General features: G+C 74.2%; 23 protein-coding genes. 8 read left to right on the forward strand and 15 right to left on the reverse strand.

Going from position 1 to position 26,707, the window contains the following annotated elements; all coding sequences use genetic code 11:
* Positions 1 to 151 precede the first annotated feature (151 nt).
* The 4 genes from GA0070623_RS09255 to GA0070623_RS09270 all read right to left on the reverse strand — a co-directional run bounded on the left by GA0070623_RS09255 (position 152) and on the right by GA0070623_RS09270 (position 4,974).
* Complete coding sequence (locus GA0070623_RS09255; protein WP_084261171.1) at positions 152 to 1,804, reverse strand: class I adenylate-forming enzyme family protein; 1,653 nt, start codon at positions 1,802 to 1,804, stop codon at positions 152 to 154.
* A 133-nt stretch (positions 1,805 to 1,937) separates the two neighbouring features.
* Complete coding sequence (locus tag GA0070623_RS09260) at positions 1,938 to 2,702, reverse strand: ABC transporter permease (RefSeq protein WP_067305055.1); 765 nt, start codon at positions 2,700 to 2,702, stop codon at positions 1,938 to 1,940.
* Positions 2,703 to 2,726: 24 nt separating this feature from the next.
* The gene (locus GA0070623_RS09265) at positions 2,727 to 3,707 is read right to left on the reverse strand and encodes an ATP-binding cassette domain-containing protein (RefSeq protein ID WP_067305052.1); all 981 of its coding nucleotides are present in this window, start codon (positions 3,705 to 3,707) and stop codon (positions 2,727 to 2,729) included.
* A 79-nt stretch (positions 3,708 to 3,786) separates the two neighbouring features.
* Entirely contained in the window at positions 3,787 to 4,974 is a 1,188-nt protein-coding gene (locus GA0070623_RS09270) for a glycosyltransferase (protein ID WP_067305050.1), read from the reverse strand.
* Between the two features lie 105 nt (positions 4,975 to 5,079).
* Here GA0070623_RS09270 and GA0070623_RS09275 point away from each other — a divergent pair, with 105 nt between their 5' ends.
* Both GA0070623_RS09275 and GA0070623_RS09280 read left to right on the forward strand, forming a co-directional pair.
* Positions 5,080 to 6,126, forward strand: a complete 1,047-nt coding sequence (locus GA0070623_RS09275; RefSeq protein WP_231932724.1) for a 3-oxoacyl-[acyl-carrier-protein] synthase III C-terminal domain-containing protein — start codon at positions 5,080 to 5,082, stop codon at positions 6,124 to 6,126.
* 59 nt (positions 6,127 to 6,185) lie between these two features.
* The gene (locus GA0070623_RS09280) at positions 6,186 to 7,124 is read left to right on the forward strand and encodes a serine/threonine-protein kinase (protein WP_172898381.1); all 939 of its coding nucleotides are present in this window, start codon (positions 6,186 to 6,188) and stop codon (positions 7,122 to 7,124) included.
* 67 nt (positions 7,125 to 7,191) lie between these two features.
* Here GA0070623_RS09280 and GA0070623_RS09285 read toward each other — a convergent pair whose 3' ends face one another.
* The 6 genes from GA0070623_RS09285 to GA0070623_RS09310 form a co-directional block, all read right to left on the reverse strand.
* Positions 7,192 to 8,217 (reverse strand): aminotransferase class I/II-fold pyridoxal phosphate-dependent enzyme, encoded by a 1,026-nt coding sequence (locus GA0070623_RS09285; protein ID WP_067305047.1) that lies wholly within the window; start codon positions 8,215 to 8,217, stop codon positions 7,192 to 7,194.
* Positions 8,214 to 9,494 carry an FAD-dependent oxidoreductase gene (locus GA0070623_RS09290; RefSeq protein ID WP_067305044.1) on the reverse strand — a complete coding sequence of 427 codons (1,281 nt, stop codon included), beginning with the start codon at positions 9,492 to 9,494 and terminating at the stop codon, positions 8,214 to 8,216. The genes GA0070623_RS09285 and GA0070623_RS09290 overlap by 4 nt, the downstream gene beginning before the upstream one ends.
* Complete coding sequence (locus tag GA0070623_RS09295; protein WP_067305041.1) at positions 9,491 to 11,191, reverse strand: prenyltransferase/squalene oxidase repeat-containing protein; 1,701 nt, start codon at positions 11,189 to 11,191, stop codon at positions 9,491 to 9,493. Before GA0070623_RS09295 ends, GA0070623_RS09290 begins: the two co-directional genes overlap by 4 nt.
* Positions 11,188 to 12,225 (reverse strand): UbiA family prenyltransferase, encoded by a 1,038-nt coding sequence (locus tag GA0070623_RS09300; RefSeq protein WP_084261170.1) that lies wholly within the window; start codon positions 12,223 to 12,225, stop codon positions 11,188 to 11,190. Before GA0070623_RS09300 ends, GA0070623_RS09295 begins: the two co-directional genes overlap by 4 nt.
* Entirely contained in the window at positions 12,222 to 13,241 is a 1,020-nt protein-coding gene (locus tag GA0070623_RS09305; protein WP_067305038.1) for a polyprenyl synthetase family protein, read from the reverse strand. The genes GA0070623_RS09300 and GA0070623_RS09305 overlap by 4 nt, the downstream gene beginning before the upstream one ends.
* A 231-nt stretch (positions 13,242 to 13,472) precedes the next feature.
* Positions 13,473 to 14,498, reverse strand: coding sequence for a methyltransferase (locus GA0070623_RS09310; protein ID WP_067305093.1), 1,026 nt, complete (start codon positions 14,496 to 14,498; stop codon positions 13,473 to 13,475).
* Between the two features lie 171 nt (positions 14,499 to 14,669).
* Between GA0070623_RS09310 and GA0070623_RS09315 the strand changes: the two genes are divergently transcribed.
* Complete coding sequence (locus tag GA0070623_RS09315) at positions 14,670 to 15,533, forward strand: TauD/TfdA dioxygenase family protein (protein ID WP_067305034.1); 864 nt, start codon at positions 14,670 to 14,672, stop codon at positions 15,531 to 15,533.
* 76 nt (positions 15,534 to 15,609) lie between these two features.
* On the opposite strand, the gene GA0070623_RS09320 is transcribed toward GA0070623_RS09315, so the two are convergent.
* On the reverse strand, positions 15,610 to 16,782 hold the full coding sequence (locus GA0070623_RS09320) for a cytochrome P450 (protein ID WP_067305032.1): 1,173 nt from the start codon (positions 16,780 to 16,782) through the stop codon (positions 15,610 to 15,612).
* A gap of 188 nt (positions 16,783 to 16,970) precedes the next feature.
* Here GA0070623_RS09320 and GA0070623_RS09325 point away from each other — a divergent pair, with 188 nt between their 5' ends.
* Positions 16,971 to 18,224, forward strand: a complete 1,254-nt coding sequence (locus GA0070623_RS09325) for a nucleotide disphospho-sugar-binding domain-containing protein (RefSeq protein WP_172898382.1) — start codon at positions 16,971 to 16,973, stop codon at positions 18,222 to 18,224.
* A gap of 35 nt (positions 18,225 to 18,259) precedes the next feature.
* Positions 18,260 to 19,468: a cytochrome P450 gene (locus tag GA0070623_RS09330; RefSeq protein WP_067305029.1), complete on the forward strand. Its 1,209-nt coding sequence runs from the start codon at positions 18,260 to 18,262 to the stop codon at positions 19,466 to 19,468.
* Between the two features lie 15 nt (positions 19,469 to 19,483).
* Here GA0070623_RS09330 and GA0070623_RS09335 read toward each other — a convergent pair whose 3' ends face one another.
* Complete coding sequence (locus tag GA0070623_RS09335) at positions 19,484 to 20,881, reverse strand: condensation domain-containing protein (RefSeq protein WP_067305026.1); 1,398 nt, start codon at positions 20,879 to 20,881, stop codon at positions 19,484 to 19,486.
* Positions 20,882 to 20,998: 117 nt separating this feature from the next.
* On the opposite strand from GA0070623_RS09335, the gene GA0070623_RS09340 reads away from it, so the two are divergent.
* From GA0070623_RS09340 to GA0070623_RS09350, 3 genes are all read left to right on the forward strand, one after another.
* On the forward strand, positions 20,999 to 21,673 hold the full coding sequence (locus GA0070623_RS09340) for a 4'-phosphopantetheinyl transferase family protein (RefSeq protein WP_067305023.1): 675 nt from the start codon (positions 20,999 to 21,001) through the stop codon (positions 21,671 to 21,673).
* Positions 21,674 to 21,767: 94 nt separating this feature from the next.
* Complete coding sequence (locus tag GA0070623_RS09345) at positions 21,768 to 22,049, forward strand: phosphopantetheine-binding protein (protein WP_231932725.1); 282 nt, start codon at positions 21,768 to 21,770, stop codon at positions 22,047 to 22,049.
* 43 nt (positions 22,050 to 22,092) lie between these two features.
* The gene (locus GA0070623_RS09350; RefSeq protein ID WP_231932726.1) at positions 22,093 to 23,415 is read left to right on the forward strand and encodes a glycosyltransferase family 2 protein; all 1,323 of its coding nucleotides are present in this window, start codon (positions 22,093 to 22,095) and stop codon (positions 23,413 to 23,415) included.
* An 87-nt stretch (positions 23,416 to 23,502) separates the two neighbouring features.
* Here the strand turns inward: GA0070623_RS09350 and GA0070623_RS09355 are convergent, their stop codons facing one another.
* The 3 genes from GA0070623_RS09355 to GA0070623_RS09365 form a co-directional block, all read right to left on the reverse strand.
* A complete protein-coding gene (locus GA0070623_RS09355) occupies positions 23,503 to 24,738 on the reverse strand; it encodes a beta-ketoacyl-[acyl-carrier-protein] synthase family protein (RefSeq protein WP_231932727.1) in 1,236 nt (411 codons plus the stop codon).
* A gap of 97 nt (positions 24,739 to 24,835) precedes the next feature.
* Entirely contained in the window at positions 24,836 to 25,096 is a 261-nt protein-coding gene (locus GA0070623_RS09360) for an acyl carrier protein (RefSeq protein ID WP_067305017.1), read from the reverse strand.
* A gap of 170 nt (positions 25,097 to 25,266) precedes the next feature.
* A complete protein-coding gene (locus GA0070623_RS09365; protein WP_067305014.1) occupies positions 25,267 to 26,550 on the reverse strand; it encodes a cytochrome P450 in 1,284 nt (427 codons plus the stop codon).
* Positions 26,551 to 26,707: the final 157 nt, after the last annotated feature.

Genomic DNA, 26,707 nt, shown 5'->3' on the forward strand with positions numbered 1-26,707 from the left:
ACCTGGCCGCCCGATGGTGGAGCGGGGCAACTCGCACGAGACCTTCCCTGGCGGGCCGGGAAGTGGTTGTCGTAGACAGCCTTATGCCACACGGGCATAGCGGCCGGACCCACCGCAAGGAGATCACCGCCGGCGCTGGGGGTGGAGGGGGTCAGGGGGTGGCGGGTGCGCCCGCGTCCGCCAGCAGCCGCTGACGCATCAGGAACTTGCGGACCTTGCCGGTCGGACCCATCACCACACCGTCGGCCGGCACCGTGACCACCCGCCGGAGCGTCCCGCCGACCACCGGGCCGAGCGCGGCGCGGACCTGGTCGGACCGGTCGGCCGTCGGATCGGCGTCGTCGGCGAGCAGCAGCAGCGCCTCGGTGACGATGCGGTCGTCGGCCTCCCGGACCGCGATGACGGTGCAGTCGCGTACGTCCGGGCAGTGCTTGAGGATGCGCTCCTCGGACAGCGCCGTGTAGAGCCAGTTGCCGTCGCCCAGGTCGACCGCGTCACTGGCCCGGTCGACATGGTGGTAGTTGCCGTCCGGGTCGCGGTACATCAGGTCGCCGGTCAGGTAGTAGCCGTTGAGCCGGGTGCGGAAGGTGTTGACCGAGTCGTTCCAGTACCCGATCGCCAGCGTCGGCGACTTGAGCCCGACGTGCCCCACCTGCCCCTCGGCGACCTCCTCGCCGGTCGTGACGTCCAGCAGGGCGATCTGCGCGAACGGGTACGGCTTGCCGACGCAGCGGTCGTAGCGGTCGCTGCCGAGGCGGTGGCTGATCCGGAACGCGCCGTGGCCCATCTCGGTCGAGCCGAGCATGTCGACGAACTTGGAGCCGGGCACGTCGACCATGCCCTGCCGGGTGTACGCGGGGTGGCTGCCGACGGCGACCAGCCGCCGGATGTGCGACTCGTGGGCGCAGTCCCCGGTGTTGAACCAGTTGCGCACCGAACTCAGGTCGCGGGTGCTCAGGTCGTGCCGGGCCAGCTCGGACCAGGTCACCGCGAAGCCGAAGACGCCGGTCGGCCGCCAGCGCTCGATGGCGTCGAGGATCGTCTCGGCGCTGCGCTCGAACGGACCGCCCTGCGCCGACAGGTAGAGCAGCTGGTAGCCGTTGCAGAGCGCCTGGTTGACGGTGATGATGCCGGCGGTGTGCGCGGCCGGCAGGACGGACAGCTCCCGTACCTCGCCGTAGGGGCGGGACTCGGTGAGCCGGACCGCCCGGATGGCGGCGAACAGCCCGTGGTGCGAGTGGACGATCGCGGCCGGCACCCGGGTGGTGCCGGACGAGTGGGTGATGACGACCGGGTCCTCGGGGTGGTGGCGGTAGTGCGGCGGGGCCTGCCCGGGGTCGCCGGTGCCGGTCTCGGCGGCGTCACCGAGGACCGGCGCCCCCAGGTCGTGCTCGCGCAGCGCGGCGTGGTCGGCGTCGAGCACCACCCCGACGCCGCGCAGCCGGCGGATGAACTCGGCCGCCAGCTCGATCGGCATGTTGCCGTTCATCAGGGCCGGGATCGCGCCGAGCCAGGTCAGGGCCAGGAAGTTGAGGAACACGTCGGGCGCGGACGTCACGTAGACCGCGACCGGGTCGCGCCAGCCGATGCCGCGCCGGCGGAACCAGTCCGCCCGTGCCGCGACCCGTTCGGTCAGGGTGGCCAGGGAGAGCGGCGTCCAGGCGGGGATGCCGTCCACGTCGACGTCGAAGGTGATCCGCGGCGAGTCCGGGTCGGCACCGTGCTCGGCCAGCCGGAGCAGCACGTTGCCGGCCCCCAGCTCCATGTCGGCCGCGAGCGTCGCCCGGAAGTTGTCGGCACCCAACGAGTTGTCTCCTCACCTGACACGCTCACGGCAGCGCACCGGCGGCGCGGCGGCCGATCTGGGACACGCTCAGGCTAGAGCGCCGACCAGCGGCAGACAATGGCCAACATCAATCATGGCCACCCGGTCGGGCTCAGGAGACCTCGCGGTTGAACAGGTGCGACGACCAGACCAGGCTGACCGCGGCCAGCCCGATCATGATCAACGCGCCCTGCCAGACCACGGGATCGGCGAGCTGACCGTTGAACAGCGCCCGCATCCCGTTGGTGGCCCAGGAGAAGGGGTTCCAGAACGCGACCCGCTGGATCCACAGTGGCGCGAGGACGAGCGGGATGAGCACCCCGGCGAGCAGCGACACCGGCTGCCCCACCGTGTTGACCAGCACACCGAGGCTGTTCTCGTTGCGTACCAGCAGGGCGATGTCGTACGAGATCGAGGTGCTCAACAGCACCATCACCGACAGCAGCGCGTACGAGATGAGCAGGTTGCCCAGGTGCACCCGCAACCCGAACGGCAGCGCCACGATCGTGATGATCACCGCCTGCACGACGTTCAGGCAGACGTGCATCATGGCCCGGCCCAGCAGCAGGCCGGTCCGGCTGACCGGGGTCACCCGGCACCGGTCGATGATGCCCGCCCGCAGGGCGCTGAGCAGCCCGTAGCCGGCGAACAGGCCACCGAACAGGCCCATCGCCACGAACAGGCCGGGCACGTAGATCCGGTAGGCGTCGGCGTAGGTGGAGGCCCCCCGGTCGACCATCACCACCTTGAGGAACGGGGCGAACAGCACGAGGTAGGTGATCGGCTGGGCCAGACTGAACGCCACCATCACCGGGTTGCGCACCATCAGACCGACCTCCTGTTGGAAGATCAGCCAGGTGTCCCGGACCAGTTTCACTGCGGCTCCTCTCGTGCCGGCCGGTCACTCCTCGAGCGACCGGCCGGTCTTGGCCAGGAAGACGTCGTCCAGGCTGGGCCGGCGGGCCTCGATCGCCCCCGGCTCGATCCCGCGGCCCAGCAGCGTACGCATGATCTGCGGGATGGCGGTCGCCGCGCTGTCCACATAGAGCCGCAGGGTGCCGTCGACGGTCTCGGACGAGTGCACGTAGGGCTGCTCGCCGAGCAGCTTGCCGGCCGCCGCCAGATCGGAGTCGGCGTCGGTGTCCACCACGTCGGCCCGGGTGAGGTCGACCGCCACCACGTCCCCGGAGATCTCCCGCTTGAGATCCGACGGGGTGCCCTCGGCGACGATCCGCCCACCGTCGATGATGGAGACCCGGTCGCACAGGGTGTCCGCCTCGTCCAGGTAGTGCGTGGTGAGGAAGACCGTCATGCCCTCCGCTCGCAGCCGCCGGACCTCCTGCCACATCCGGACCCGGCTGGGCGGGTCCAGCCCGGCGGTCGGCTCGTCCAGGAAGATGACCTGGGGCGAGTGGATCACCCCGAGCGCGACGTCGAGCCGTCGGCGCTGCCCACCGGAGTACGTCCGGATCCGGCGGTCGGCGAAGTCGTCGAGCTGGAAGGCCCCGATCGCCGCCTCGGCCCGCTGCTGCGCCTCGGCCTTCGTCAGACCGTACAGCCGGGCCTGGAGCACCAGGTCCCGGCGGGCGGTCGAGTCGTCGTAGGTGCCGCTGGACTGGGCCACGAAGCCGATCTGCCGGCGCACCTGCGCGGGTGCCCGCAGCAGGTCGACGCCCGCGATCGTCGCCCGCCCCCCGTCCGGGCGGATCAACGTGGCCAGCATCCGCAGGGTGGTGGACTTACCCGCGCCGTTGGGGCCGAGGAAGCCGACGATCTCGCCGCGCCCCACGGCGAAGTCCACTCCCCGCACCGCCTCGACCGTGCCGGCCTTGCGGCCACGCCCGACCCGGTAGGACTTGCGCAGGCCGGTGGCCTCGATCATCGAGCCTCCTCGTACGGCGACGACGCCGGGCCACGTCGGTGTCGGCCGTGGACGGCGACCTCCGCGCGGGAGCGTCAGGTCAGGCTAGTGGCGCCGTACCCGTAGGACAATGGTCGATGTGCCGGGCGGCCAGGGCGGCGAGGTGCCGGGCCGCCGCGACCGCACCGCCGGCCGCGGCGAACGACGCGCCGACCCGGCGGGCCTGCGCCCGGTAGCCCGGTTCGTCGAGGAGCGCGGTGAGCGCGGCGGTGAGCTCCGCCGGGGTGGCGGAGCCGAAGGAGACCTCGATGCCGGCGCCCGCCTCGACCACCTGGCGGGCCACCGCCGGATGGTCGTGCCGGATCGGCGCGACGATCACCGGGACGCCGTGGGCCAGCGCCTCGCTGACGGTGCCCAGCCCGCCGTGGGAGACCAGCGCGTCGAGCCGGGGCATCAGCTCCAGCACCGGCACCCGGGGGGCGACCAGCACGTGCGCGGGCGGGTCGGGCACCAGGTCGGGCGGGGCGGTGAGCACCACCTGCACCCGGTCGGCCAGCGGCGCCGTCGCCGCCATCATCCGCTGGTAGAAGTCCCGGGCCAGGTGCTCGGCCATGGTGCCGACGGTGACCAGCACGTGCCGGCGGGCCGGATCCCAGGCGTTCCAGGCGAAGCCCGGCGCGTCCGGCCGGTGGCCCAGGGCCGGGCCGGTCAGCACGCACTGCGCCGGCAGCGGCGTCGCGCCGGTCAGCGCCGTGCTGGTCAGACCGATCACCAGATACGGCGAGAACCGCAGGTCGATCGTCTCGTCGACCGGCAGGTCGGTCATCGCCCAGACCCGGGGCAGCTGCGCCCGCACCCAGTCGGTGAACTCGGGCATCTCCCAGGTCGGCGGGGTGAGTTCCAGGGTGCCCACGCAGAAGGTGGCCCACGGCACCCCGTGCCGGTGGGCGGCCAACGCGCCGGCCAGCGCGTACTGGTCGACGACGACGACGTCGGGGCGGTGGTCGGCGACCGCCCGGTCGGCCGCGTCCCGGATGAACCGGTTGACCGGCAGCACGTGCCCCTCCCAGAGGCTGCGCACCGAGGCCATCCCGGACTCGCCGTCGAGCCGGTAGTACCGCTTGCCGGTGGGATAGAGCGTCGCGTCCGGGCCGATCAGCGGACGCAGGTCGCTGCGCGGCCCGCACCAGGCCACCTCGTGCCCGGCCGCCTCGAGTGCCTGGGCGATGGCGAGCGGAGCGTTGAGATGGGACACCACCGGCAGCACGACGAAGAGGAAGCGGGCCACGTCGATATTCTGGCACGCGTTGACATCGGCGGGGGCCGCTGATGGGATTCAGCCCGTGGTGGTCGACGGGCGACGGACGCGGACGGCACCCTCCACTGTGGGCGGATGTCGGGCGGCCCTCGCTCCGGGCACCCACCGACCGGCCCCGACGCCATCCGGTCCCCGGACGGTCGCCGGTCGCCGGAGCACCCCGGCGCCGGCCGCATGACGGCGCTCGACGCGGTCTCGGTCCACCTGCCGCAGCGCCGCGTCCCGATCGAGAGCCTGGCCGGGCCGCTCGGGCTGACCGAGATGCAGGTCCGGCTGTTCCGCCGCTTCCACGGCCTGGACCAGGTGCGGCGCGATCCCGACCTCTCCCTGCACGACCTGCTGCTGGGCGCGGCGACCCGGCTCGCCGCCCTGCGCGGGCAGGAGCACCGGGTCCGGTTCGTGCTGTACGGGCGGGCGTTCCCGGTCGTGGTGCCGTACCCGGCCAATCCGCTGCACGACGTCTGCCGCGCCCTGGGGCTCGGCCACGCGGTCGCCCTCACCCTGACCCAGCAGTCCTGTGCCAGCGCGTTGCTCGCCATCGAGCTGGCCGGCCGGCTCCTGGCCGCCGAACCGGCGGCCCGGCCCGGGCCGGGCGAGGGGCCGCTGGCCCTGGTCCTCACCGGGGAGAAGGCGTTCACCCGGGATGCCGAGTTCATCCCGGAGACCTCGATCTTCAGCGAGGGGGCGTCCGCGTGCCTGGTCAGCACCGACGGCCCACGGGACCGGCTGCTCGGCTACGCGTGCGCGCAGCGGGGCGAGTTCGACGTCGCCGGTGGCGCGTCCGGCGCGCAGTTCCAACGCGAGTACCGGCCGGCGCTGGCGGAGGTGATCGGCCGGGCACTGGCCGAGGCCGGGGTGGCGCTCGACGACGTCCGGCTCGTCCTGCCGCACAACGTCAACGTCGTGACCTGGCAACGGCTGTGCCGGCTGCTCGGCTTTCCGCGGGACCGGGTGCTGCTCGACAACGTCCGGGAGACCGGCCACGTCTTCTGCGCGGACGCGTTCGTCAACTACCGGACGGCGTGCGAGCGCGGCCTGCTGCGGCCGGGGGACCACTACCTGGTCGCGGCCGTCGGGGCCGGGGACGGGGCGACGTTCGCCGCGATGGTCTTCACCCACTGACCGGATGTCGCAGGAGACCGGTCGGCCACCCCGCCGGCCGGCGTGAGGTGAGGAGAACCGTGCCGGCAGCAGCCCCGACCGACCTGCACCTGACCCGGGCCGCCCGGCGGGCCTTCCCCGGCCCGGCCACGCTGCTGGCGGACCCGGCCCACCGGGAGCGGTCCCGCCGCTACCTGGCCGACCTGGCCCGGCAGGACGGCCAGGAGCTGCCGGCGGGCCTGTTCGACCCGGCGTCCGGGTCGCCGGGCCAGTCCTACGCGGAGATGGCCGAGGCGTTGGTCCGGGGGCTCGTCTCCCCGGACGAGCCGGTGGACCTGCTCGTGCTGGCGTTCTCCGGTCACGACATGCTGCCCGGCCGGGCCACCGCCACCTACCTGAGCCACGTCTGCCCGGGGAATCCGCTCGCTTTCGCCGTCTGCGACCAGGGTTCGGCAGCGCCCTTCAGCGGGCTGCGGATCGCCCAGGCGTACGCGGCGTCGGGCGGTCGCGCCCTGCTGATCGCCGTCGAGCAGGCGGTCCTGCCCTACCGCACCCGGACGCCCGGCCCGGCCCGGCACCAGGGGGTCGCCCTGCTCCACACCGCCACCCCGACCCTGCCGGCCGGACCCGGCGGGAGCGCCCGGATGACCGTGCTCCGCCAGCACCCGGACGTGGCGGCCGGTGACGTCGCCGCCCTGGCCAGGGCGGAACTGGCCACCCTGTCGGGCGGGTGGTCCGACACCCGGGTGGTGCTGGGTGCCGACCTCGCCGCGGCCTGGCCGGCGCACCCCACCGAGCGGGTCACCGTGACGCCACCGGGGCAGCCGGTCACCGGCCTGTGGTGGACCCTGCTCGACCAGCTCACCGCCGGCCCGCAGCGGCCCCGGCCCGCCGTCGGCGCACCGCTGTCCGGCCCGGTGCTGGCCGCCGACTACGACCCGGAGCTGCGGTACCTCTGCCTGGTCGGCTGGGACGGCACCGGCACCCCGGACGACGGGCGACCCGACCTCGGGCGGTGAGCGGCACCCGACGGCCGACGCGGGCCGGACCGGTCGCCGGCACGGTTCAGCGCACGCCGACCCGCGCTCAGACCCCGGCGGCCGACGCGGTCCGGACGAACGCGCACAGCCGCGCGTTCGCCTCGTCCGTGCCGACGGTGACCCGGACGCCCACTCCGGGCAGGGCCATCACCAGGATGCCGGCCTGCCGGGCCTGCTCGGCGAACGACGCCGACCGCTCCCCCAGCGGCAGCCAGACGAAGTTCGCCTCACTGGGGGCCACGGTGAGGCCGAGCCCGCGCAGCTCGTCAACCAGCCCGGCACGCGCCGCCGCCAGCTCGGCGCAGCGCCGGGTCAGCTCCGGGGTGACCGCCTCGTCCAGGCTCGCCACCGCCGCGGCCTGGGCGAGGCTGTTCGGGAAGAACACCGCGCCCGTCATCGCCACCGCCGGCGTCATCCGGGACGGCACCACCGCGTAGCCGACGCGCAACGCGGCCAGCCCGTACGCCTTGGAGAAGGTCCGCAGGACGCAGACGTTGTCGTGGGCGCGGAACAGGTCCATCCCGTCGGGCACCTGCGGGTCGGTGACGAACTCCCGGTACGCCTCGTCGATGATCACCGGCACGTCGGCCGGGATCCGCGCCAGGAACTCCTCGATCTCGTCGCGGCGCAGCGCCGCCCCGGTCGGGTTGTTCGGGTTGCACAGCAGCACGCAGCGGGTCTGCCCGGTCACCGCGGCGGCCATCGCGGGCAGGTCGTGGCGGTAGCCGTCCATCGGCACGGGCACGTCCCGGGCGCCGACGTTCCGGATGATCAGCGGATAGCCCTCGAAGGACAGGGCCGCACGGACCACCTCCGGCCGCGGCCCGAGCGCCTGCACGAGGTGCTGGCACAGCCCGGCCGAGCCGGGGCCGACGACGATCGACTCCGGCCCCACGCCCAGCCGGCCCGCCAACGCGGCCACCAGCGCCGACGAGGTACGGTCCGGATACCGCTGGAGCGCGCCCGCACCCTGTTCGACGAGTCGCCGGACACTCGGCAGCGGCGGGTACGGCGTCTCGTTCATCGACAGGTCGGCCGGCGGGTGGGTGCCGAGGGTCGGCGCAGTGGTCATCGTCGCTCACTTCGTTGCGGGGCCGGCGGGGCGGTTCGATGGGCTTTCCGGTCGACGAGCAGCCCGAGCTGGTACATCCGGTCGACCAGGGACAGCGGCCGGACGGCCGTGCCGGACAGGTTGCCGGCGGTGAGCCCGAGCAGCCGGGGGTTCGCCGCGGTACGCCGCATCATCCGCCCGCCGAGCAGCCGGGGCAGCCCGGACACACTGGTCAGCATGAGGGCCGCGCTGTGGCTGACCGTCGCGACGTGGTCGAGGCGGGGCCGGCGGGCGGCGTCGTAGTCCCGCAGCGCCCGGTCCACCCCGGCGTCGTCCGGGTGGCCCCCGGCGGTGAGGGTGGCCGCCAGGGTCTCGGCGTCGGCCAGTGAGCTGTTGACGCCCTGCGCCGCCATCGGGTGCACCGCATGGGCGGCCTCGCCGACGAGGGCGAGCCCCGGCACGGTCAGCCGCGCCGCCCGCAGCCGGTAGACCGCCAGCAGCTGCCGCCGGTGCAGGTTGGCCCGCAGCGCCGGGCCCAGTGGCCGGATGGCGGGCACCTCGGCGAGCAGCCGGTCGCACCAGTCGGTCAGGTCGGCGGCGCTGCGTCCGCGGAACTCGTCCGGGGTCACCTGGACGTAGACCCGGCAGCGCCCGCCGGGTAGCGGATAGACCAAGCACAGCCCCCGGTCGGTGCGGTAGGCCGACACCTCGTCTGCCACCTCGACCCCGGCCACGTCGAAGGCGACCAGGCCGTGCGGGTACTCCCGCCGCTCGACGGTGATGCCGGCCGCCTTGCGCAGCGGTGAGGACATGCCGTCGGCGGCGACCACCAGCGCCGCCCGGATCTCCTGCTCGCCGTCGCCGTCGGTGACCCGGACCCCGGTCACCCGGCCGTCGGCGGCGCGCAGCGGGCCGGTGACCCGCTGTCCCCACCGGACCGTCACGGTGCCGGGCAGCCCGTCGGCGAGCACGCCGCGCAGGTCGCCGTAGTCGGCGCAGAGGATCTGCCGGTGGCTGCCCGGCAGGGCGCGGTAGTCGAGGGCGAGCAGCGGGCGGCCCTGCGGGTCACGGATGGCCAACTGGTCGACCGGGCACGCGCCGGTGGCCCGCAGGGCGTCGAGGACACCCCAGCCGTCGAGGATGCGTACCGTCTCGGGTTGGAGGATCTCGCCCTTCGCGATCGACGTGGGGGTGGATTGCCGGTCGAGCACCAGCACCCGCAGCCCCCGCCCGCCGAGGGCGCGGGCGGCGGCCAGGCCGCCGGCCCCGGCGCCCACCACGACGACGTCGGCGTTCACCGGGCCACCACGCCGGGTGCGACGCCCGACCGGCCGGCGACCGCGCGCCGGTACTCCCCGAGCGCCCGCAGCGCGACCGCCTGGGTGATCACCGCGTTGGGGTACCGCAGGTGGTGCCGGATGTAGTTGCAGACCCGGGTGGCCGGCCAGCCACCGTCCGGCCCGGCGGCGGCGAGCAGCCAGCCCACCCCCCGGTCGACCGCCCCGGCGGCCTCCGGATCCCCGCTGGCCAGCAGCCCCTGTACGGCCCAGCCGGTCTCCTCGACCGACCCGGCGGTGCCGTCGCCCGGCCCCCACGACCCGTCGGGCAGTTGGGTGTCACGCAGCCAGCGCACCGCCCGCCGGACCACGTCGTGCCGGGCGTGGCCGACCCGGGACAGCGCCGCCACCACCACGGCGGTGCCGGAGGTGTGGTCGCGGTACCAGAGGTTCTCGTAGCTGCCGTCGGGGCGTGCGGCGGTCAGCAACCAGGCCGCGCCGGCGGCGACCGCCGGGTGGTCGTCGGGGTGACCGGCGTCGTGCAGGGCGAGCACCGCCTGGCTGGTGATGGCGGGGCACGGGCCGTCGTTGGCGAGCTTGGTGTCGCGTACCCACAGGCTCCACGAGCCCCGGCTGTCCTGCCGGCCGACCAGCCAGGCCAGGCCCCGGCGCAGCACCGGATCGTCGGCGGCGTCGGGGTAGCCGGCGAGCGCCGAGAGGATCTCGGCGGACTCCAGGGTCACCGGCCAGCCGCCCACGTTGGAGTAGCTCCACCCGCCCGCCGGCACGTCCAGCACCGTGAAGGCGGTCGGCTTCTGGGTGGCGTGGAAGAAGTCCCGGGTGGGGCGCAGCCGGGGGTCGGCGGCGTACCCGGCGGCGATCAGCCCGGTCACCGCGTACCCGGAGCGGGTCAGGTCGAGGTTGCGCACCGCGTCCCAGGCACCGTCGGGGCGGACCGCGCGGCGCAGCCAGCCGACGACGGCGGTGGCGATGTCCGGCGCCTCGCCGGAGCGGGCCAGGCCGAGCAGCACCAGGGCGGCGGGCCACGGGTCCTCGCTCAGCGCGCCGGTGCGGCCCTCGTGGTCGTAGATCGCGCGTAGCAGCCGCAGCGCCACCGGCCGGGCCCGGCGCAGGGTGGCCCGGCGAAGCCGGCCGGTGGGCAGCAGGTCGGCCTGCATCAGGGCCAGCCCGATGAACGGCGCGGTACGGAACGACAGCCGTTGCCGGCGGACCCGGTCGAACAGCACGATCTCCAGCGGCAGCCGGCGCAGCGGGCCGGCCTCGGTGGTCAGCCCGGCCATGGTGAGCAGTTGCCGGCAGAGCAGCGAGATGGCCGGATCGGTCACCGTGTCGACGCCGCCCATCGCGGCCAGCCGGGCGCGGCCGGCGGTGATCGCCTCGGCGCTGGCGGCCGGCGCGGTCAGGGCCAGCGCCGCGACCGCGACGGCGGTGGCGACGACCTCGCTGTCGGCCCCCACCACGCCGCCCCAACCGCCGTCGGCGTGCTGCTGCCGGCGCAGCCAGTCGGTGCCGGCGTCGACCAGGTCGGCGCTGCCCACCGGGTCGGCGGCGTGCAGGGCGGCCACGGATCCGGCGGTGCCCAGCACCGAGGCCGGCGGGTCGTCGCCGAAGACCCCGTCGGGGCGCTGCCGACGCAGCAGCGCCTCGGCGCCGTCGGCGATGGCCCGGTCGACGGCCTCGGTGGGCACAGCGGTCATGACACGTCCTCCAGGGCGGCTCTGCGAGGGGTGGTCAGGGTACGGACCGGTCGTCCGGTGCCGAGTTCGTGCCGGGTCCGCATCAGGCGCTGGGACCACCAGGTCAGCCCCACCATCGGCAGGGCCAGCGCCAGTTGCGGCCCGACTCCGAGACCGAGCCCGACCAGGGCCGAGGCCAGCACGACCCGCTCCACCACCAGGACGGCGTGCGCCCGCAGCGCCACCAGGACGGGCATGTCGGCGCGGTGGGTGACCAGCGGGGCGAGGGCGGTGCCGCCCAGGGCCAGCACGACGAGCAGGGTCACCAGGTAGCCGGGCCGCCCGGACGGCCCGGCCAGCAGACCGGCGGTGAGCGCGGCGGCGACGGTGACGGCGTAGAGGGCCAGCACCGTGTTCACCGCGAACGGCGTGCCCCGGCGGACCGGCAGTGTCAGGTAGCCGCCGGCCCGGTCACCGTCGATGTCGCGCAGCGCACCGACCAGGTTGGACATCGTGTCGTGCGACCAGAAGGCCACCATGGACGCGAGCAGCACCGGCACGGTCGACGCCGTGTCCCCCGGGAGCCCGACGGTCAGCGCGCCGTAGAGCAGCGCGATCGCGCCGAGCGCGCCGCGGACCAGGTTGCCGGCGATGCCGCGCGCCTTGCCCCAGCTGCTGTAGGCGACGATGCCGCACGCGGCGAGCAGCGCGGCGGCGGTGGTGCCCCAGCCGCCGAGCACGGCCAGCAGCGCGAGCACGGCGAAGCAGGCACTGCCGCACCAGAGCGCCGTGCCGGGGCGCAGCCGGCCGGACGGGATCGGCCGGTGCGGCTTGCTCCCGGCGTCGAGGTCCCGGTCGAAGTAGTCGCCGAGGTAGTGCCCGCCGAGCCAGCCGGCGGTCGGGGCGGCCCAGGCCGACGCCAGCAGCCACGGGTGGTGCGGGCCGTCGGTCAGGGCCGCGCCGGCGAGGCCGACCATCCCGACGTACCACAGGGTGTACGGCCGCCAGGTCTCGACGTGTGCCCGCAGCGCCCGGGTGACGCCGGCCGTGCTCACGCCGTCTCGCTCGTCATCCAGTGCGCGATGCCGGCGAGCACGTCGACGCTGGGCGAGGGGGTGAGCGGGGAGAGTTCGGCCAGCGCCCGCTCGGCGTGCTCGACCATCTGCCGGCGGGCGTCCCGCACCGCGTCGACCTCGGCGAGCAGGCCGGCGACCCACTCGACGTCCCCCGGGCCGGCTCCCCGTCGGTGCAGCACCGCCATCAGCTCCACCCGCGCCGTGTCGGTGGCCGTGTCGTAGGCGAGCAGCAGCGGCAGGGTGGGCCGCCCGTTGTTGAGGTCGCTGGTGGCCGGCTTGCCGGTCTGCTCCGGGGTGGCCACGTAGGACAGCAGGTCGTCGCGGATCTGGAAGGCGATGCCCAGGTGTTCGCCGTAGCGGGCCAGCCCGGCCGCGAGCTGCGGGTCGGCCCCGCCGAGCAGGGCACCGACGTGGCACACGGCGCGGAACAGCGCGCCGGTCTTCAACCGGATCATCTCCGGGTACCACTGCGCGCCCGCGTCCAGGTCGCCGACGAGCTGCGTCTCCAGCAGCTGCCCCCGGCAGAGGTCGCGGCCCGCCTCGGCCAGCGCCGCGACGGCGGCGGCGACCTGCCCGGGGGGTGCCGTCGCACCTACTTCCACAATGGACTGAAAGGCGGTGAAGATGAGGTGGTCGCCCACCACGATGGCGTCGGGGATTCCGAACGCGACCGGTACCGCGGGGCGGCCCCGCCGCAGCGTGTCGGCGTCGATGATGTCGTCGTGCACGAGCGTCGCGACGTGGAGGTACTCCATCCCCAGTGCGGCGGGCAGGACGGCGGACGGTGACCCGCCCACCGCCTCCGCCGCGTGCAGCGTCATCATCGGCCGGAGCAGCTTGCCGGCCGGCAGCAGGGCGTACCGGGCGATGGTGACCAACTGGTCGGTCGTCTCCGGCCACCGGCGCTCGAGTTCCGCGCGCAGCAGCCGCCCCGATTCGCTGCGGGCGAGGTCGTCGATGAAGGGCGGATAGCGCGTGAAACCAGTAACCGTCATAGCGTGTCGACCCTTTCGCAAAGGCTCGGCCCAGCCGGCACGCGAGACGTTACCTGCCGGTCCCGCCCCGAACAACCATCGGAAAACCACCCCGACGATGGAGAAACACGAATGTCGTAACCCTGTTCGCCAGCAAATCGGTTGATGGGCAGAGAAATCCGCTGCACCGCTCACCGTGCGTCACACAGATCGATGAGATTAGGTACGAAAGTCTGATCGCTGACCGGCGGATCAGGCAGCCGCGGCGAACTCCAACAGGGTCAGTCCGTCGGTGCCCCGGTAGGTCCGCACCGGGGCCAGACCCGCCGCCGCCGCCAACGCCACGTGCTCGGGCACACCCCGCTCCCGGCCACCCACCAGCACCAGCATCTGCAGGTCGTACGGAGACCGGTGCGGCACGTACGGGTCGGTCGGCAGCACCTCCACCACCAGCACCCGCCCGGTGCTCCCGGCCGCCTCGGCGCACCGGCGCAGGATCGCCGTCGCGTGGGCGTCGCTCCAGTCGGTCAGCGCCCGGGACACCACGTAGACGTCGGCCCCGGCCGGCAACTCGGCGAAGAAGTCCCCGACCACGGTGTCGACCCGCCCGGTCAACCCGTGCTCGGCGAACGCCCGGGCCGCCGTCGCCACCGGCTCGCTCCGGTCGACCAGTGTGCCCCGCAGGTGCGGGTGGGTGTCGAGCAGTTCCCGCAGCAGCCCGCCGGCACCTCCGGCGACGTCGACGACGTGGCCCACCTGCTGCCACGGGTAGAGCGCCGCCACCTGGGGCGCGGTGAACCGCTGCTGGCTGAGCATCAGCGCGTCGAAGTAGGCCCGGTAGGCCGGGTGGGCGTCGAGGTCCGCCCAGAAGTCCCGCCCGTGCACCGCCTGGTAGCCGGGGCCGCCGGTGCGGACCGCGTGCGGCAGCCCGGTGTAGGCGAGGTCCATCCGGGCGCCCAGACCGTCGAGGTCCAGGTAGGCGCCGTGCCCGCCGCCGTCGCGGTCGCAGAGCAGCTCGCCGACGTCGGTCAGGGTGAACTCGTCCGGCGACGCCTCGACCACGACGCCCCGGTGGGCCAGGTAGCGCAGCAGCCGACCCAGCGCGTCCGGGTCGGCGTCGCAGGCGGCGGCCAGCTTGTCGAGGCGGGTCACGCCGGCCGCGATCCGCTCCGGCACCCGCAGCGTCACCGCCGTGCGGACCGCGAAGGGGGTGGCCAGGTCGGTCAGTCGGGCGAGGCGGGCGGCCGGGTCGTCCCCGGTGGGGTTCTCGATCGTCACCCGGACAGCCTCCCTGTCCCGCCGCGCGTCCACAATGCCCCTCGCGTGGATGCCGTCCGGCGGCCCGGATGCTCCCGGGGCCGGTGCGACCCGTCGACGACGGTGGAGAACCCATTCATCCCCGTGGAACAATGCGCCGACGGCCCCCCGCCCAGACCGGAGGAACCACCGATGACCACTTCCCTCGTGCCGGAGGTACGGCTCGTCGCGGGCGCCCTGGGCGCCGAGGTCCACGGCATCGACCTCAACACCCTGACCGACGAGGGGTTCGCCCACCTGCACCGGCTGCTGCTCCAGCACCAGGTGGTCTTCGTCGCCGGCCAGACCGGGTTGACACCCCAGGCGCACATCGCCTTCGGCCGGCGCTTCGGCGAGGTCGAGCTGCACCCGTACCTGCCCCGGTTGGACGGGCACCCGGAGATCGTCGTGATCGACTCCGAGGACGGCGGGAAGGTCGACGTCTGGCACACCGACATGACCTTCCACCAGAGCCCGCCGATCGCCTCCATCCTGCACCTGGTCCAGCTTCCCGAGACCGGCGGCGACACCATGTGGACCAACCAGTGCAAGGTGTACGAGGCGCTCTCCGCACCGCTGCGGGACCTCCTCGACGGGCTGACCGCCATCCACGTCATCCGGATCGGCAACGAGTTCACCAGCCGGGCCGAGCACCCGGTGGTCCGGGTCCACCCGGAGACCGGCCGCCGCTCGCTGTACGTCAACCGGCTGTTCACCTCGCACATCCCGCAGCTCAGCCGCAACGAGAGCGACGCGCTGCTGGAGTACCTGTTCGGGTTCTCCGAGGGGCCGCAGTTCACCTGCCGGTACCGCTGGCGGGTCGGTGACGTGGCGATCTGGGACAACCGGGTCACCCAGCACTACGCGATCAACGACTACCAGGGGGTACGACGCGGGCAGCGGATCACCGTGCTCGGCGACCACCCCACCGGCGACGCGCCCCGCTGGGACCACTACGTCGCCGCACCCGGTCAGCGGTACTGGCCGGACCGGGTCAACGCGGTGGACAACTACTGACCACCCGGCCGGCGGCGACGTCGGCCACCCGCGCGGGAACCAGGTCCACGTCGTTCCCGGCCCGCGTCGTCCCCGGTCACCAGGTGACCGGGAACGACGCGATGCCGCCGTTCATCCGGTCGTGCCGCCACGGGATCTCCTCGACCGGCAGCGCGGGGGCCAGCCCGGGCAGCCGGCGCAGCAGCTCGCCGACCGACAGCTCGACCTGCATCCGGCCCAGCGCCGTGCCCAGGCAGAAGTGCGGCCCGAACCCGAAGGTCAGGTGCGGCACGGTCGGCACCCGGTCGATGTCGAAGACGTTGGGGTCGGGAAAGACCCGCGGGTCGCGGTTGCCGGCCCACGGGATGGCCATCACGCAGTCCCCGGCCCGCATCGCCACCCCGCCGAGGGTGAGGTCCTCGCGGACCACCTGGACCCGGAACATGCTGCTCACCGAGGTATAGCGCAGGATCTCGTCGGTCGCCGAGGACAGCTTCCCCGGGTCGGCCCGCAGCTTCGCCAACTGCTCGGGGTGCTGGAACAGGGCACGCAGCCCGGCGCTGGTGGAGTTGATCTCCAGCCCGCCGAGCAGCACCCCCATCGCCAGCTCGACCAGCTCGGCGTCGACCAGCTCGTGCGCGTCCCGGCCGAGCACCCAGGCCGAGAGCAGGTCGTCGCCGGGGCTCACCCGCTTGCGGTCCAGCTGCCCCGCCAGGTATTCCCGCAGCTCCGCCTGGGCGGTGGCCGCGTCGGCGGAACCGTACGCGGTGACCGAGTTCAGCCCCTCGATCCAGCCGTAGAACCGGGGCCGGTCGGCGACCGGAACCCCCAGCACGTCGCAGACCACGTACACGGGCAGGGGCGCGACCAGCGCGGCGACCAGGTCGGCCGGGCGCGGACCGGCCAGCAGGTCGTCGATCAGCCCGTCCACCAGCCGCCGCACCCGGGGGCGGAAGGTGTCGATCCGGCGGGCGGTGAACGCCCGGCTGGCCACCCGGCGGACGACCGCGTGCGCCGGACCGTCCATGTTCAGCTCACGGGGACCGCCCCCGTCGGGGGTGCCGGTCGCCCCCAACGGCAGCCGGGAGAACCGGGGATCGGCCAGCACCGTGCAGCAGTCCTGGTAGCCGAGGACCAGCCAGGCCGGGCGGCCGTCGGGCAGCCGCACCCGGCTGACCGGATCGGACACCACCATGTCGAGCAGCTCGGCCGGCAGGTCGCCGGTGAACGGCTCGAACGGGTAGTTTCGCAGCTCGGAGACGACGGTCATGGCGAGCTGCCACCCGCCGGCCGGCGGTCCACATCGGGCATCGGGTAAGACTCGGCCATCGGTACGTCCGGCGTCAATATCCATCGGTACCACCGGCGACCTTCCGGGTCGGGACATCCATCGCCTAGCATCTGTGCACCGGAACTGCCCGGTTGGCGTGCGCGGATGAGGCGGACTTGACTGCGGCTTTGCGGATCCTGTTGACGACGTGGGGCTGGCGGTCGCATTTCTACGGCCTCGCCCCGCTCGGCTGGGCGCTCCAGGCGGCCGGTCACGAGGTGCGGGTGGCCAGCCATCCCTCGCTGGTGCCGGCGATCACCGCGGCCGGGCTGGCGGCGGTGCCGCTGGGCCGGGACCTCGACTTCGCCGAGGCCTTCGCGGGCCGGATCGGCGCGGTGGGCGCCCTCGACCCGGCCGGACCCGCCGCCCCCGACCCGGCTCTACCCGCCGCCCCGGCTCCGGCGGTGCCCGCCACCCCCGACCCGGCCACCCCCGAACAGGACGACCCGCTCGAACCGGCGATCACCGCCGACGGCGGGGTGGTCCGGTTCGCCGACGCCCTCCTCGACGACCTGGTCGGCTTCGGCCGGGCCTGGCGGCCGGACCTGATGGTCTGGGAGCCGTTCAACCTCGCCGCCCCGGTGGCCGCCGCCGCGCTCGGGGTGCCCGGCGTGCTGCACCTGTGGGGGCCGGACTCCTCGGTCACCCTCCGGCTCGACCCGGAGTCGGTGCTCGGCCCGCTCGCCGGCCGGTTCGGGCTCGCCGCCTCCGACGTGTCACTCACCGGTGCGCTGACCCTCGACCCGGTGCCACCGCCGATGCAGGTGCCGACGGCCCGCCCCGGCCGGCCGGTCCGGTTCGTGCCGTACAACGGTCCGGCCGTGCTGCCGTCCTGGCTGCACGGCCCGGCGGACCGGCCCCGGGTCTGCGTCACGGCCGGCACCATGATGGCCGGGGTCGGGCTCGACGACCGGCTGGGCCTGGCCCGGGTGATCCGGGCGGTGGCCGGGCTGGACGTGGAGGTCGTGGTGCTGGTCGAGCCGGCCCAACAGGCCCGGCTCGGCCCGCTGCCGGACAACGTCCGGCTGGTCGACGCCCCGCTGGCCCTGCGCCTGGTGCTGCCGACCTGCGCCGCGCTGGTGCAGCAGGGCGGCGCGGGCAGCACCATGACGGCACTCGGCCTCGGCGTGCCGCAGCTGGTCCTGCCGCAGGTCAGCGACCAGCACTTCAACGCCGAACGGCTGGCGGTCACCGGCGCGGGGACCTGGTTGTCCCCGGCGCGGGCCGACGACGACACCCTCCGCGCGCTGGTCGGTGAGCTGATCGGCGACGGCCACTGGCGGGAGTCCGCGGCGCTGATGCGGGACCGGGTACACGCGATGCCCACCCCCGCCGAGGTGGTGCCGGCGCTGGTGGCCCTCGCCGCGTCCACCCGGAGCTGATCCACCGGCCTGTCGGACCACCCTAGGAGTCACTGATGACGCAGCCGTCGCCCATTCCTTACCCGCTCGCTCCGGCGCCCACGATCTACCACCCGTCGCCGGACTACACCCGGCTGCGGGAGACCTGCCCGGTGGCGCCCATCGCGCTGCCCGACGGGGCGTCGGCCTACCTCGCCACCCGGCACGCCGACGTGCGCCGGGTCTTCACCGACCACCGGTTCAGCCGGGCCGCCGCGGCCGGCCCCGACCGCCCGACCCGGGAGCTGGGGTCACTGGCCGAGGACTCGCTGATCGGGATGGACCCGCCCCGGCACACGACGATGCGCCGGGCGGTGTCGCACGCGTTCACCGTCCGCCGGGTGGAGGCGCTGCGCCCGACGGTCGCCGCACTCGTCGACCGGATGATCGACGACCTGGTGGCGGCGGGTCCGCCGGCCGACCTGATCCCGCACCTGTCCGCGCCCCTGCCGATCTACGTGATCAGCAAGCTGTTCGGCATCCCGGAGCACGACCAGGAGCGGGTACGCCAGTGGTCCGACGCGCTCGTCGGGGACTGGGACGCCGACCCGGCGGCCCCGCAGGCCGCCCTCGACGCGTTCGGCGAGATGATCGTCGAGCGTCGCCGCAACCCCGGCGACGACCTGATGAGCGCGCTGATCGCCGCCTGGGATGCCCACGACGACCTCACCGAACGGGAACTCGTCTCGGTCACCGCCGGCATCTTCGTCGGCGGCCACGAGACCACCACCAACCAGCTCAACCTGTTCCTGCTGGTGCTGGCCCGGCACCCCGAGCAGCTGGCCGGGCTGCGCGGCGACGACCCGGTGGCGGTGGCCCGCGCGGTCGAGGAGCTGTCCCGGTTCATCCAGCTCGGCGACAACGGGGTGCTGCTGCCCCGGGTGACCACCGAGGAGGTGGAGCTCGGCGGGGTACGCCTGCCGGCCGGCACCCCGGTGCTCCCGGCGATCGCCTCGGCGAACCGCGACGCGTCGGTGTTCGCCGGGGCGGACACCCTCGACCTGGGCCGGGCCGACAATCCGCACCTGGCGTTCGGTGCCGGCCCGCACCACTGTCTCGGGGCGGCGCTGGCCCGGATGGAGCTGCAGGAGGCGCTCGGAGCGCTGCTGCGCCGGCTGCCCGGCCTGCGCCTGGCGGTGCCCGAGGAGGAGCTGCGGTTCAAGCCCGGCCTGGTGGTACGCAGCCTGGAGACGCTGCCGGTGAGCTGGGACCGGGTCGCCGGGTGACCGTCGATCCGGCGCTCAGCCGGTGACCCGGGTGGGGGCCGTCGGGTCGAACGCCGCCTCGACGGCCACCTCCTCCACCCCGCGCAGCAGCGCCTCGGCCTGGGCCTCGGTGAAGCAGCCCAGGTCGAAGATGACCTGGAGGAAGATGGTGTCGGGGTGGTCCTCGACGGTGATGAACGCCTGCTCGGGCAGGTGGTCCAGGGTGCCGTCCCAGACCAGGAACGTCTCGACCGCCTTCCGCCGGATCTGCTCCGGGGTCACCTCCCCGGCACGGGCGGCGTCGTCGGCCGCCTGCCGGGTGACCACCCGCCGGTCGTTGATCCGCAGGGTCACCCGGGCCGGATACCCGCGCTCGTCGTCCAGCCGGGCGCTGGTCTCGGCGAGCTGCACCGGGTCGTAGTAGGCGTACATCCCGGCGGCGACCGACGCCCGGCGGGCCCGGGTCACCACTTCGTCCACCGTGGTGTCGGCGGCGTCCACGGTGAGCACGCCGTTCTGGCTCAGCGGGGCGATGGCCTCGGCGAACCCGGGCCGGAACCGGTTGCCCACGATGAGCTTGGCGGTCAGCGGGCTGACCCCGGTGGCCCGGCCGACCGCCACCGCGATGACCGCGAGCAGCACCCGGGAGGTGTCCGTCCTGGTCCGTCGGGCGATGGCCCGCACCGCCAGGTGGGCCGCGGGCGAGCTGAACCGGCCGTGCCAGAACCGCCGGCCGTGCCGCCCGGCCGGGTTGGTGACCTCGCCGAAGGTCGACGGCGGGATGGCCCGCAGGTGCGTCTCCCAGTGCCGGACCGCCCGGTCGCTGACCCGGCGCAGCGGTGGCGTGCGCTCCCGCCGGCCGAGGTCGAGCAGGTCCACGGTACGCGGGTCGGGGGTACGGCGGGCCGCCAGGTCGACCAGCCCGAGGTCGGCCATCAGCAGGGCGGTCGCCGTGCCGTCGACCACCAGGTGGTCGAGGGTCAGCACCCGGTGCACCGGGACGCCCCGGTGCCGGACCACCGCCATCCGCACCGACCAGTCCCGGTAGAGGTCGTAGTGGGTCAGCAGCCGGGCGTGGCCCAGCTCGTAGGCGAACTTCGCCACGTCGGCCGGGTCGGCGTCGTCCGGAACGTCCAGCACGTCGAGGGCGATCTCCCCGTCGGCGGACACCACCTGGCAGGGTTCACCCCGGTCGTCGGTGCCCAGCCGCATCCGCAGCGCCGGATACCGGCTCATCAGGTCGCCGAGCTGCGCCGCGAGCTGGGCCACGGTGACCCCCGCCGGCACCGGGTGCGCGCCGCTGACGTTGTGCGTCCACCCGGTCTCCCGCATGTCCTGCATGATCGCCAGTTGACCCCAGGTCAGCGGCGCGGTCCCGGCCCCCGGGCCGGCGAACGGGACGAGCACCTGCGCCTCGGCGGTCTCCGCGAACATCGGTCCATCAGAGCAACGCCGATCGGCGCGTGTCAACGTCACAAATCGCCGCCGACGACCGGGGCGTCGGCAGCGTCGTGGTGCCGGCGGACCGGGCAGCGGCGTTAGGGTACGGCCATGCGGGACACCGTCCGGGTCTGGACCGTGCCGGCCCGGGTGACCCCGGACGAGCTGGCCCGGTACCACGCGGTGCTCGATGCCGGCGAGCGGTCCCGGGCGGCGGCGCTCGCCGACGCGGCGACCCGGGACCGGTTCACGGTGGGGCACGGGGCGCTACGTCTGCTGGTCGGCCGGATCCTGGACGTGCCGCCTGAGCGGCTGCGCTGGTCACGGGGTCGGCACGGCAAGCCGACGCTGGCCGATCCCGGGGGCGGACCGCAGACGAGCCTGTCGTACTCCGCCGATCTCGTCGCGCTGGCGGTGGGCGGTCGCCGGGCGGTCGGGGTCGACATCCAGCACCCCTCGCCGGGGCTGGACCCGGTGGGTCTGGCCGACCGGTTCTTCGCCACCGAGGAGGCGCGGCAGGTCGCCTCCGGAGCCACCGCCGCCGTCCGGGCCGACCGGTTCGCCCGGTTGTGGGCGCGCAAGGAGGCCGTGGTCAAGGCGGCCGGGGGTCGGCTCTGGCCCAATCTGGCGATGCCGGTGTACCGGGGCGACCTGGTGCGGTGCGCCGACCCGGTGGGCGTACACCGGGTGACCGACGTGGTGACCCCGGCCGGATACCGGATCGCGGTGGCCCTGACCGGGGACGCGCCGTACGTCGTCGAGTCGTGCCGGGGCCTCGGCGGGTGACGTGCACCGGGCACCGCGGACGAAGATCGCCGCACCCGTTGACACCCTCCGATCCCGTTTGCTCTGATGACTCCATGGTGGAGCGCAGGGTCCAGTGACAGAGTCCGACACGGCCGCCCCGCCGCGGCTACGCGCGCAGGTCGTCGACCGCATGACCACGCTGCTGACCCGGATGCTCAAACCCGAGGCCCCGGTCACCGAGCGGACCCAGCTCATGGACGAGCTGGGCCTCAGCTCCTCCCTCGCGCTGGAGCTGCTGCTCGAGCTGGAGGACGAGCTGGAGATCCAGATCGACGTGGAGGACCTCGACGAGGACCGGATGACCACGGTCGGCGACCTGGCCGACTACATCACCGAGCACAGCACCCCCCGCTGACGGCCCGCGACCGGGGCCTGGCCGGCGTTTCCGAAGGAGTCCCATGCCGACCATGGACCGGCCCCGCCTGAGCGTGGTGATCCCCGCCCACGACAACGGTTCGGTGCTCGACACCACACTGGCGTCGCTGACCCGGCAGAGCCTGCCGGCGGAGGAGTTCGAGGTCGTCGTCGGCGACGACGGCTCGGCCGTCCCGCTGGCCCCGGTCGTCGAGCGCTACGCCGACCGGCTGCGGATCAGTTGCGTGCGCAGCGACACCAACCGGGGCCGCAGCGCCAACCGCAACGCGGCGGCGGCCCGCGCCACCGCCGACACCCTGCTGTTCCTGGACGCCGACACGGTGGCGCACCCCGGCCTGCTGGCCCGGCACCGGGCCTACCACGCGGCCCTCGACGGGCGGCCCGGGGTCCTGCTGGGGCAGCGCTACGACCTCGACTGGGCCGGTGCGGACGCCCTGCGCCGGGGTGAGCCGATCGACCCGCTGATGCTGGACGCCGAGCGGGGCGACCCCCGGCTGGAGGACATCGCCCATCCGCAGCGGATCAAGGATTTCCCCAGCGCGCCCTGGGTGCTCGGGCTGACCCACAACGCGTCGGTGGACCGGGAGTCGTTCCTGCGGGTGGCCGGCTTCGACGAGGCGATGGTCAAGTGGGGGTTCGAGGACCTGGACTTCTTCTACCGGGTCTTCCACCTGCACGGGGCCCGGCCCGACCTGTTCCGGCTGGACGTCGAGGCGCTCTCCTACCATCTGCCGCACTTCCGCAAGACCTCCAACGGCATGGCCTCGATGGACAACATGAAGCACATGCTGCGCAAGCACCTGCGCTACGACGTCGAGGTGCTGTACGCGATCAACACGTTCGGCCGGCACCTGGGCCGGATCCGGCTCTACGGCGAGGCGATCGAGGCGTACCGGCGCAACGGGTTGGGGCGGCCGGACGCGCTGCCGGACGCGCTGCGGGCGGAGCTGGCCACCGGCACGGCGCTGGTGATCGGCAACGGGGTGTCCGCCCTGGAACTGGGGTCCGGCTCGCACACCTTCGACCACGACGCACCGCCCGGCCCGACCAACTCGCACCTGCTCGGCACCGTGCTCCAGCAGTTCCGGGCCGGTGCGCTGGATCTGATCGTCAACGTCGACCTGTGGCGCTTTCTCCTCCCGGAGGATCTGCCGGCCTTCCTGACCCGGGGGCTGCTCAAGGCCGACCGGATCGAACTGGTCGCCACCCACGTCCCGGTGGACCAGCGGGCGATGCTGCCGGTGCCCTTCATGGCGGATCTCGACTACCTGGTCGACATGCTGCACCGGCACTTCACCGTCACGGTCGGCGTCCACGACGGCGCGACCCTGTTGACGGTGCGCTGAGCCGTCCGACGCGCCCCCTGTTGACGGTGCGCTGAGCCGTCCGACACGCCGCTGTCGGGTGGCCGCCAGCGTGGTGCCGGCGGCCGGTCACGCCCCCGGGTGGCCGAGGATCAGGCTGACGTTGTGGCCGCCGAAGCCGAAGGAGTTGGACATCACGGTGGCCACCGCGGTGGTCCGGGGCTGCTTGCGGATGTGGTCGATCTCGTCGGCCGGGTCCGGTTCGTCGAGGTTGTGGGTCGGCGGCAGCACGCCGCGCCGCAGCGCCTCGACGCCGATGGCCGCCTCGATCACCCCGGAGACGCCGAGCACGTGCCCGGTCACCCCCTTGGTGGAACTCACCGGCGGGGTGGCCGCACCATAGACGTCCCGCAGCGCGGCCACCTCGGCCGCGTCGCCGGCCTTGGTGCTCGTGCCGTGGGCGTTGAGGTACCCGATGTCGTCGGGGCGCAGCCCGGCGTCGCGCAGCGCCGTCCGCATGCAGTGCGCGGCGCCGGAACCGTCGGGGCGGGGGGTGGTGGGATGGTAGGCGTCGTTGTTCGCGCCCCACCCGAGCAGGTCGGCGTGCCGCCGGGCGCCGCGCGCCACCGCGTGTGCGGTGCGTTCCAGCACGAACACCCCGGCGCCCTCGCCGAGGACGAGGCCGTTGCGGCGGCGGTCGAACGGGCGGCTCGCGGCGGTCGGGTCGGACCAGCCGCGGGCGAGCGCGCGGGCGTTGCCGAACGCGTCGACGAAGGTCGGGAAGAGGGGTGCCTCGCTGCATCCGCAGAGCACCACGTCGGCTTCGTCGGCGCGGAGGATCCGCACCGCCTCGCCGATCGACTGGGCGCCGGCCGCGCAGGCGGTCCCGATCGACGAGGTGTAGCCCCGGATGCCGTACCGGATGGCGATCCGGGCCGCGCCCATGTTGGGCAGCGTCCCGGGCAGCATGTACGGGCTGACCCCGAACCGGCCCCGCTCAGCCCGCGCGAGCACCTGGTCGGCCAGCGTGGACAGCCCGCCGACGCCGGAGACGATCACGGCGACCCGGTACGGGTCGACGTCCCGGCCCACCTCGATACCGGCGTCGGCCAGCGCGTCCCCGGCCGCCCGCAGGGCCATCACGATCGAGCGGTCCGCCACCCGGGACTCGGGGCCGGGCAGCACGCTCGCCGGGTCGATGGCCGGGCTGAACGCCGCGACGTCGACGACGCCGTGCACGGGGTGCCCCTCGGCGGGTCGGGTCAGGCCGGACCGGCCCTCGCAGACCGCGTCGAACACCTCGGCGGCCCGGGAGCCGACGGGGCTCACCAGCCCGATCCCGGTCACCGTCACGCCGGCGGGCACGGGTGTCCCTCCCGTCCGGTCCCGTCGACCCGCCGCACCGGCGAGCCACGCCGGTGACCCACCGGGCGGACGACGCGGGAGGACGTGGCGGGCATGCTCAGTGCGCCGAGGCGGGCTGGATCCGCAGTGACACCGTGCGGCAGAACTCGCCGACGGTCATCATGGACAGCGCCTCCGCCTCGTCGTCGTCGAAGGTCACCCCGAACCGGTCCTCCACCCGCACCGCCAACTCGGCGAGGCCGAGCGAGTCCACGTCGAGACCGGCCGGACCGAACACGGTGTCGTCGTCGGCGTCGGAGATGTCGTACTTCATCTCGGTCAGCGCGGCGAAGAGGAACGCGCGGATCTCATCGGTCATGTCCGTTGTTTCCTTTCCGGAGATCGGCGTCGGCGGACCCGGCGGCCGGTGGGGACGCGGAAGGCGTGGCGGTGGCCGGGGACGCGGCCGGGAACCAGGGGCGACGTCGGTGTGAACCGTCGCCGGCTGGCCACCGGAGCAGCCGCTCCGTCGGAATTGACCTTACTCAATCAAGACGGTTCCGCAAGGTCCACCCGGACGGTGCGGACCGACCGATCGGTGTGCGGGGCGACCACGTGCACGGGCAGCCGGTCGTGGCCCCGCAGCATGAGTTCACGCCGCTCGCCGGGGGCCTCGGCGAGCGTCAGCCCGGGGAACCGGTCCAGCAGCCGGGGCAGGACGAGCCGGCCCTCCGCCCGGCCGAGCGCGGCACCGAGGCAGTAGTGCGGCCCGCCGCTGAACGCCAGGTGCCGGTTGTCCCGGCGGGACGGGTCGAAGGAGTCCGGCGCGGTGAACCGGCGCGGATCGCGGTTGGCCGCCCCGGTCAGTACCAGCACCGACCGTCCCTTGGCGACGGTCACCCCGGCGATCTCGGTGTCCTCGGCGGCGTAGCGGACCGCGAAGTGCACCGGTGGCTCGTACCGCAGGATCTCCTCCACGTAGGCCGGTGCCAGCGACGGGTCGGCGCGCAGCGCGGCGAGGGCGGCGGGCCGCGCGGTGAGCAGGGCCAGCCCGTTGCCGAACAGGTTCGCCGTGGTCCGGAACCCGGCGTTGTACATGACGATGAGGTTGGCCGACAGCTCGGCCTCGGTCAGCTGGTCGGGCTGCTCGTCGCGGATCCGGACGAGGGCCGAGACGAGGTCGTCGCGGGGTTCCGCCCGCCGGGCGGCCACCAGGGCGGCGAAGTAGCCGGTCAGCTCCTCGGCGGCGGCGTTGGCGGCCCGGATCTCCCGGAACGAGCGCGGCCCGATCTCCAGCACGGCGTCGAACGCCCGGACCCGGGACGGGAACCAGTCCCGGTCGCGCTGCGGCACTCCGAGCAGCTCGCCGACGACGGCGCTGGGCAGCGGCAGGGCGAACGCGGCCATGAAGTCGACCGGCCGACCGTCGGCACCCGCCTCGGCGAGCCCGTCGAGCAGCCCGTCGGCGATCCGCAGGATGGCCGGTTCCAGCGCGGCGACCCGGCGGGCGGTCAGCGCCTGGCCGAAGAGCTGGCGCAGCCGGGCGTGCTCGTCGGGCGGGGCGTTGAACATGCTGGCCTGGAGGGTGCGGATCACCGGGTGGTCGCGCCAGCGCAGGCCGGACCGGTCCAGGTGGTCGGCGTCGAGCACCCGGAAGACCGGATCCCGCAGGACCCGGTGGGCGGCGTCGTAGCCGTGCACCACCGCCGCGTACGGGGCCGTCGGGGGAAGCGCGGCCGCCTCCCCCAGCTCGTGCAGCCGGGCGTAGTACGGGTACGGATCGCGTCGTACCTCGTCGCCGAGCAGCTCGTCGAGGGAGACGGAGAAACCCATGGCGCTCCTCGGACGACGTGCACGGGCGGAGGATGCGCAGACCATAGACGCATCGGCGGCGACGTGTCCACGACCGGGCCGGCCGACGGCACCGGGCGCACCGGGCCGGTCGTCGGCCGCCGTGACGAACCGGCAGGTCAGCCGCCCCGCCGGGTGG

Origin of the sequence: Micromonospora rifamycinica, assembly GCF_900090265.1 — a bacterium.
Taxonomy (GTDB): Bacteria; Actinomycetota; Actinomycetes; order Mycobacteriales; family Micromonosporaceae; genus Micromonospora; species Micromonospora rifamycinica.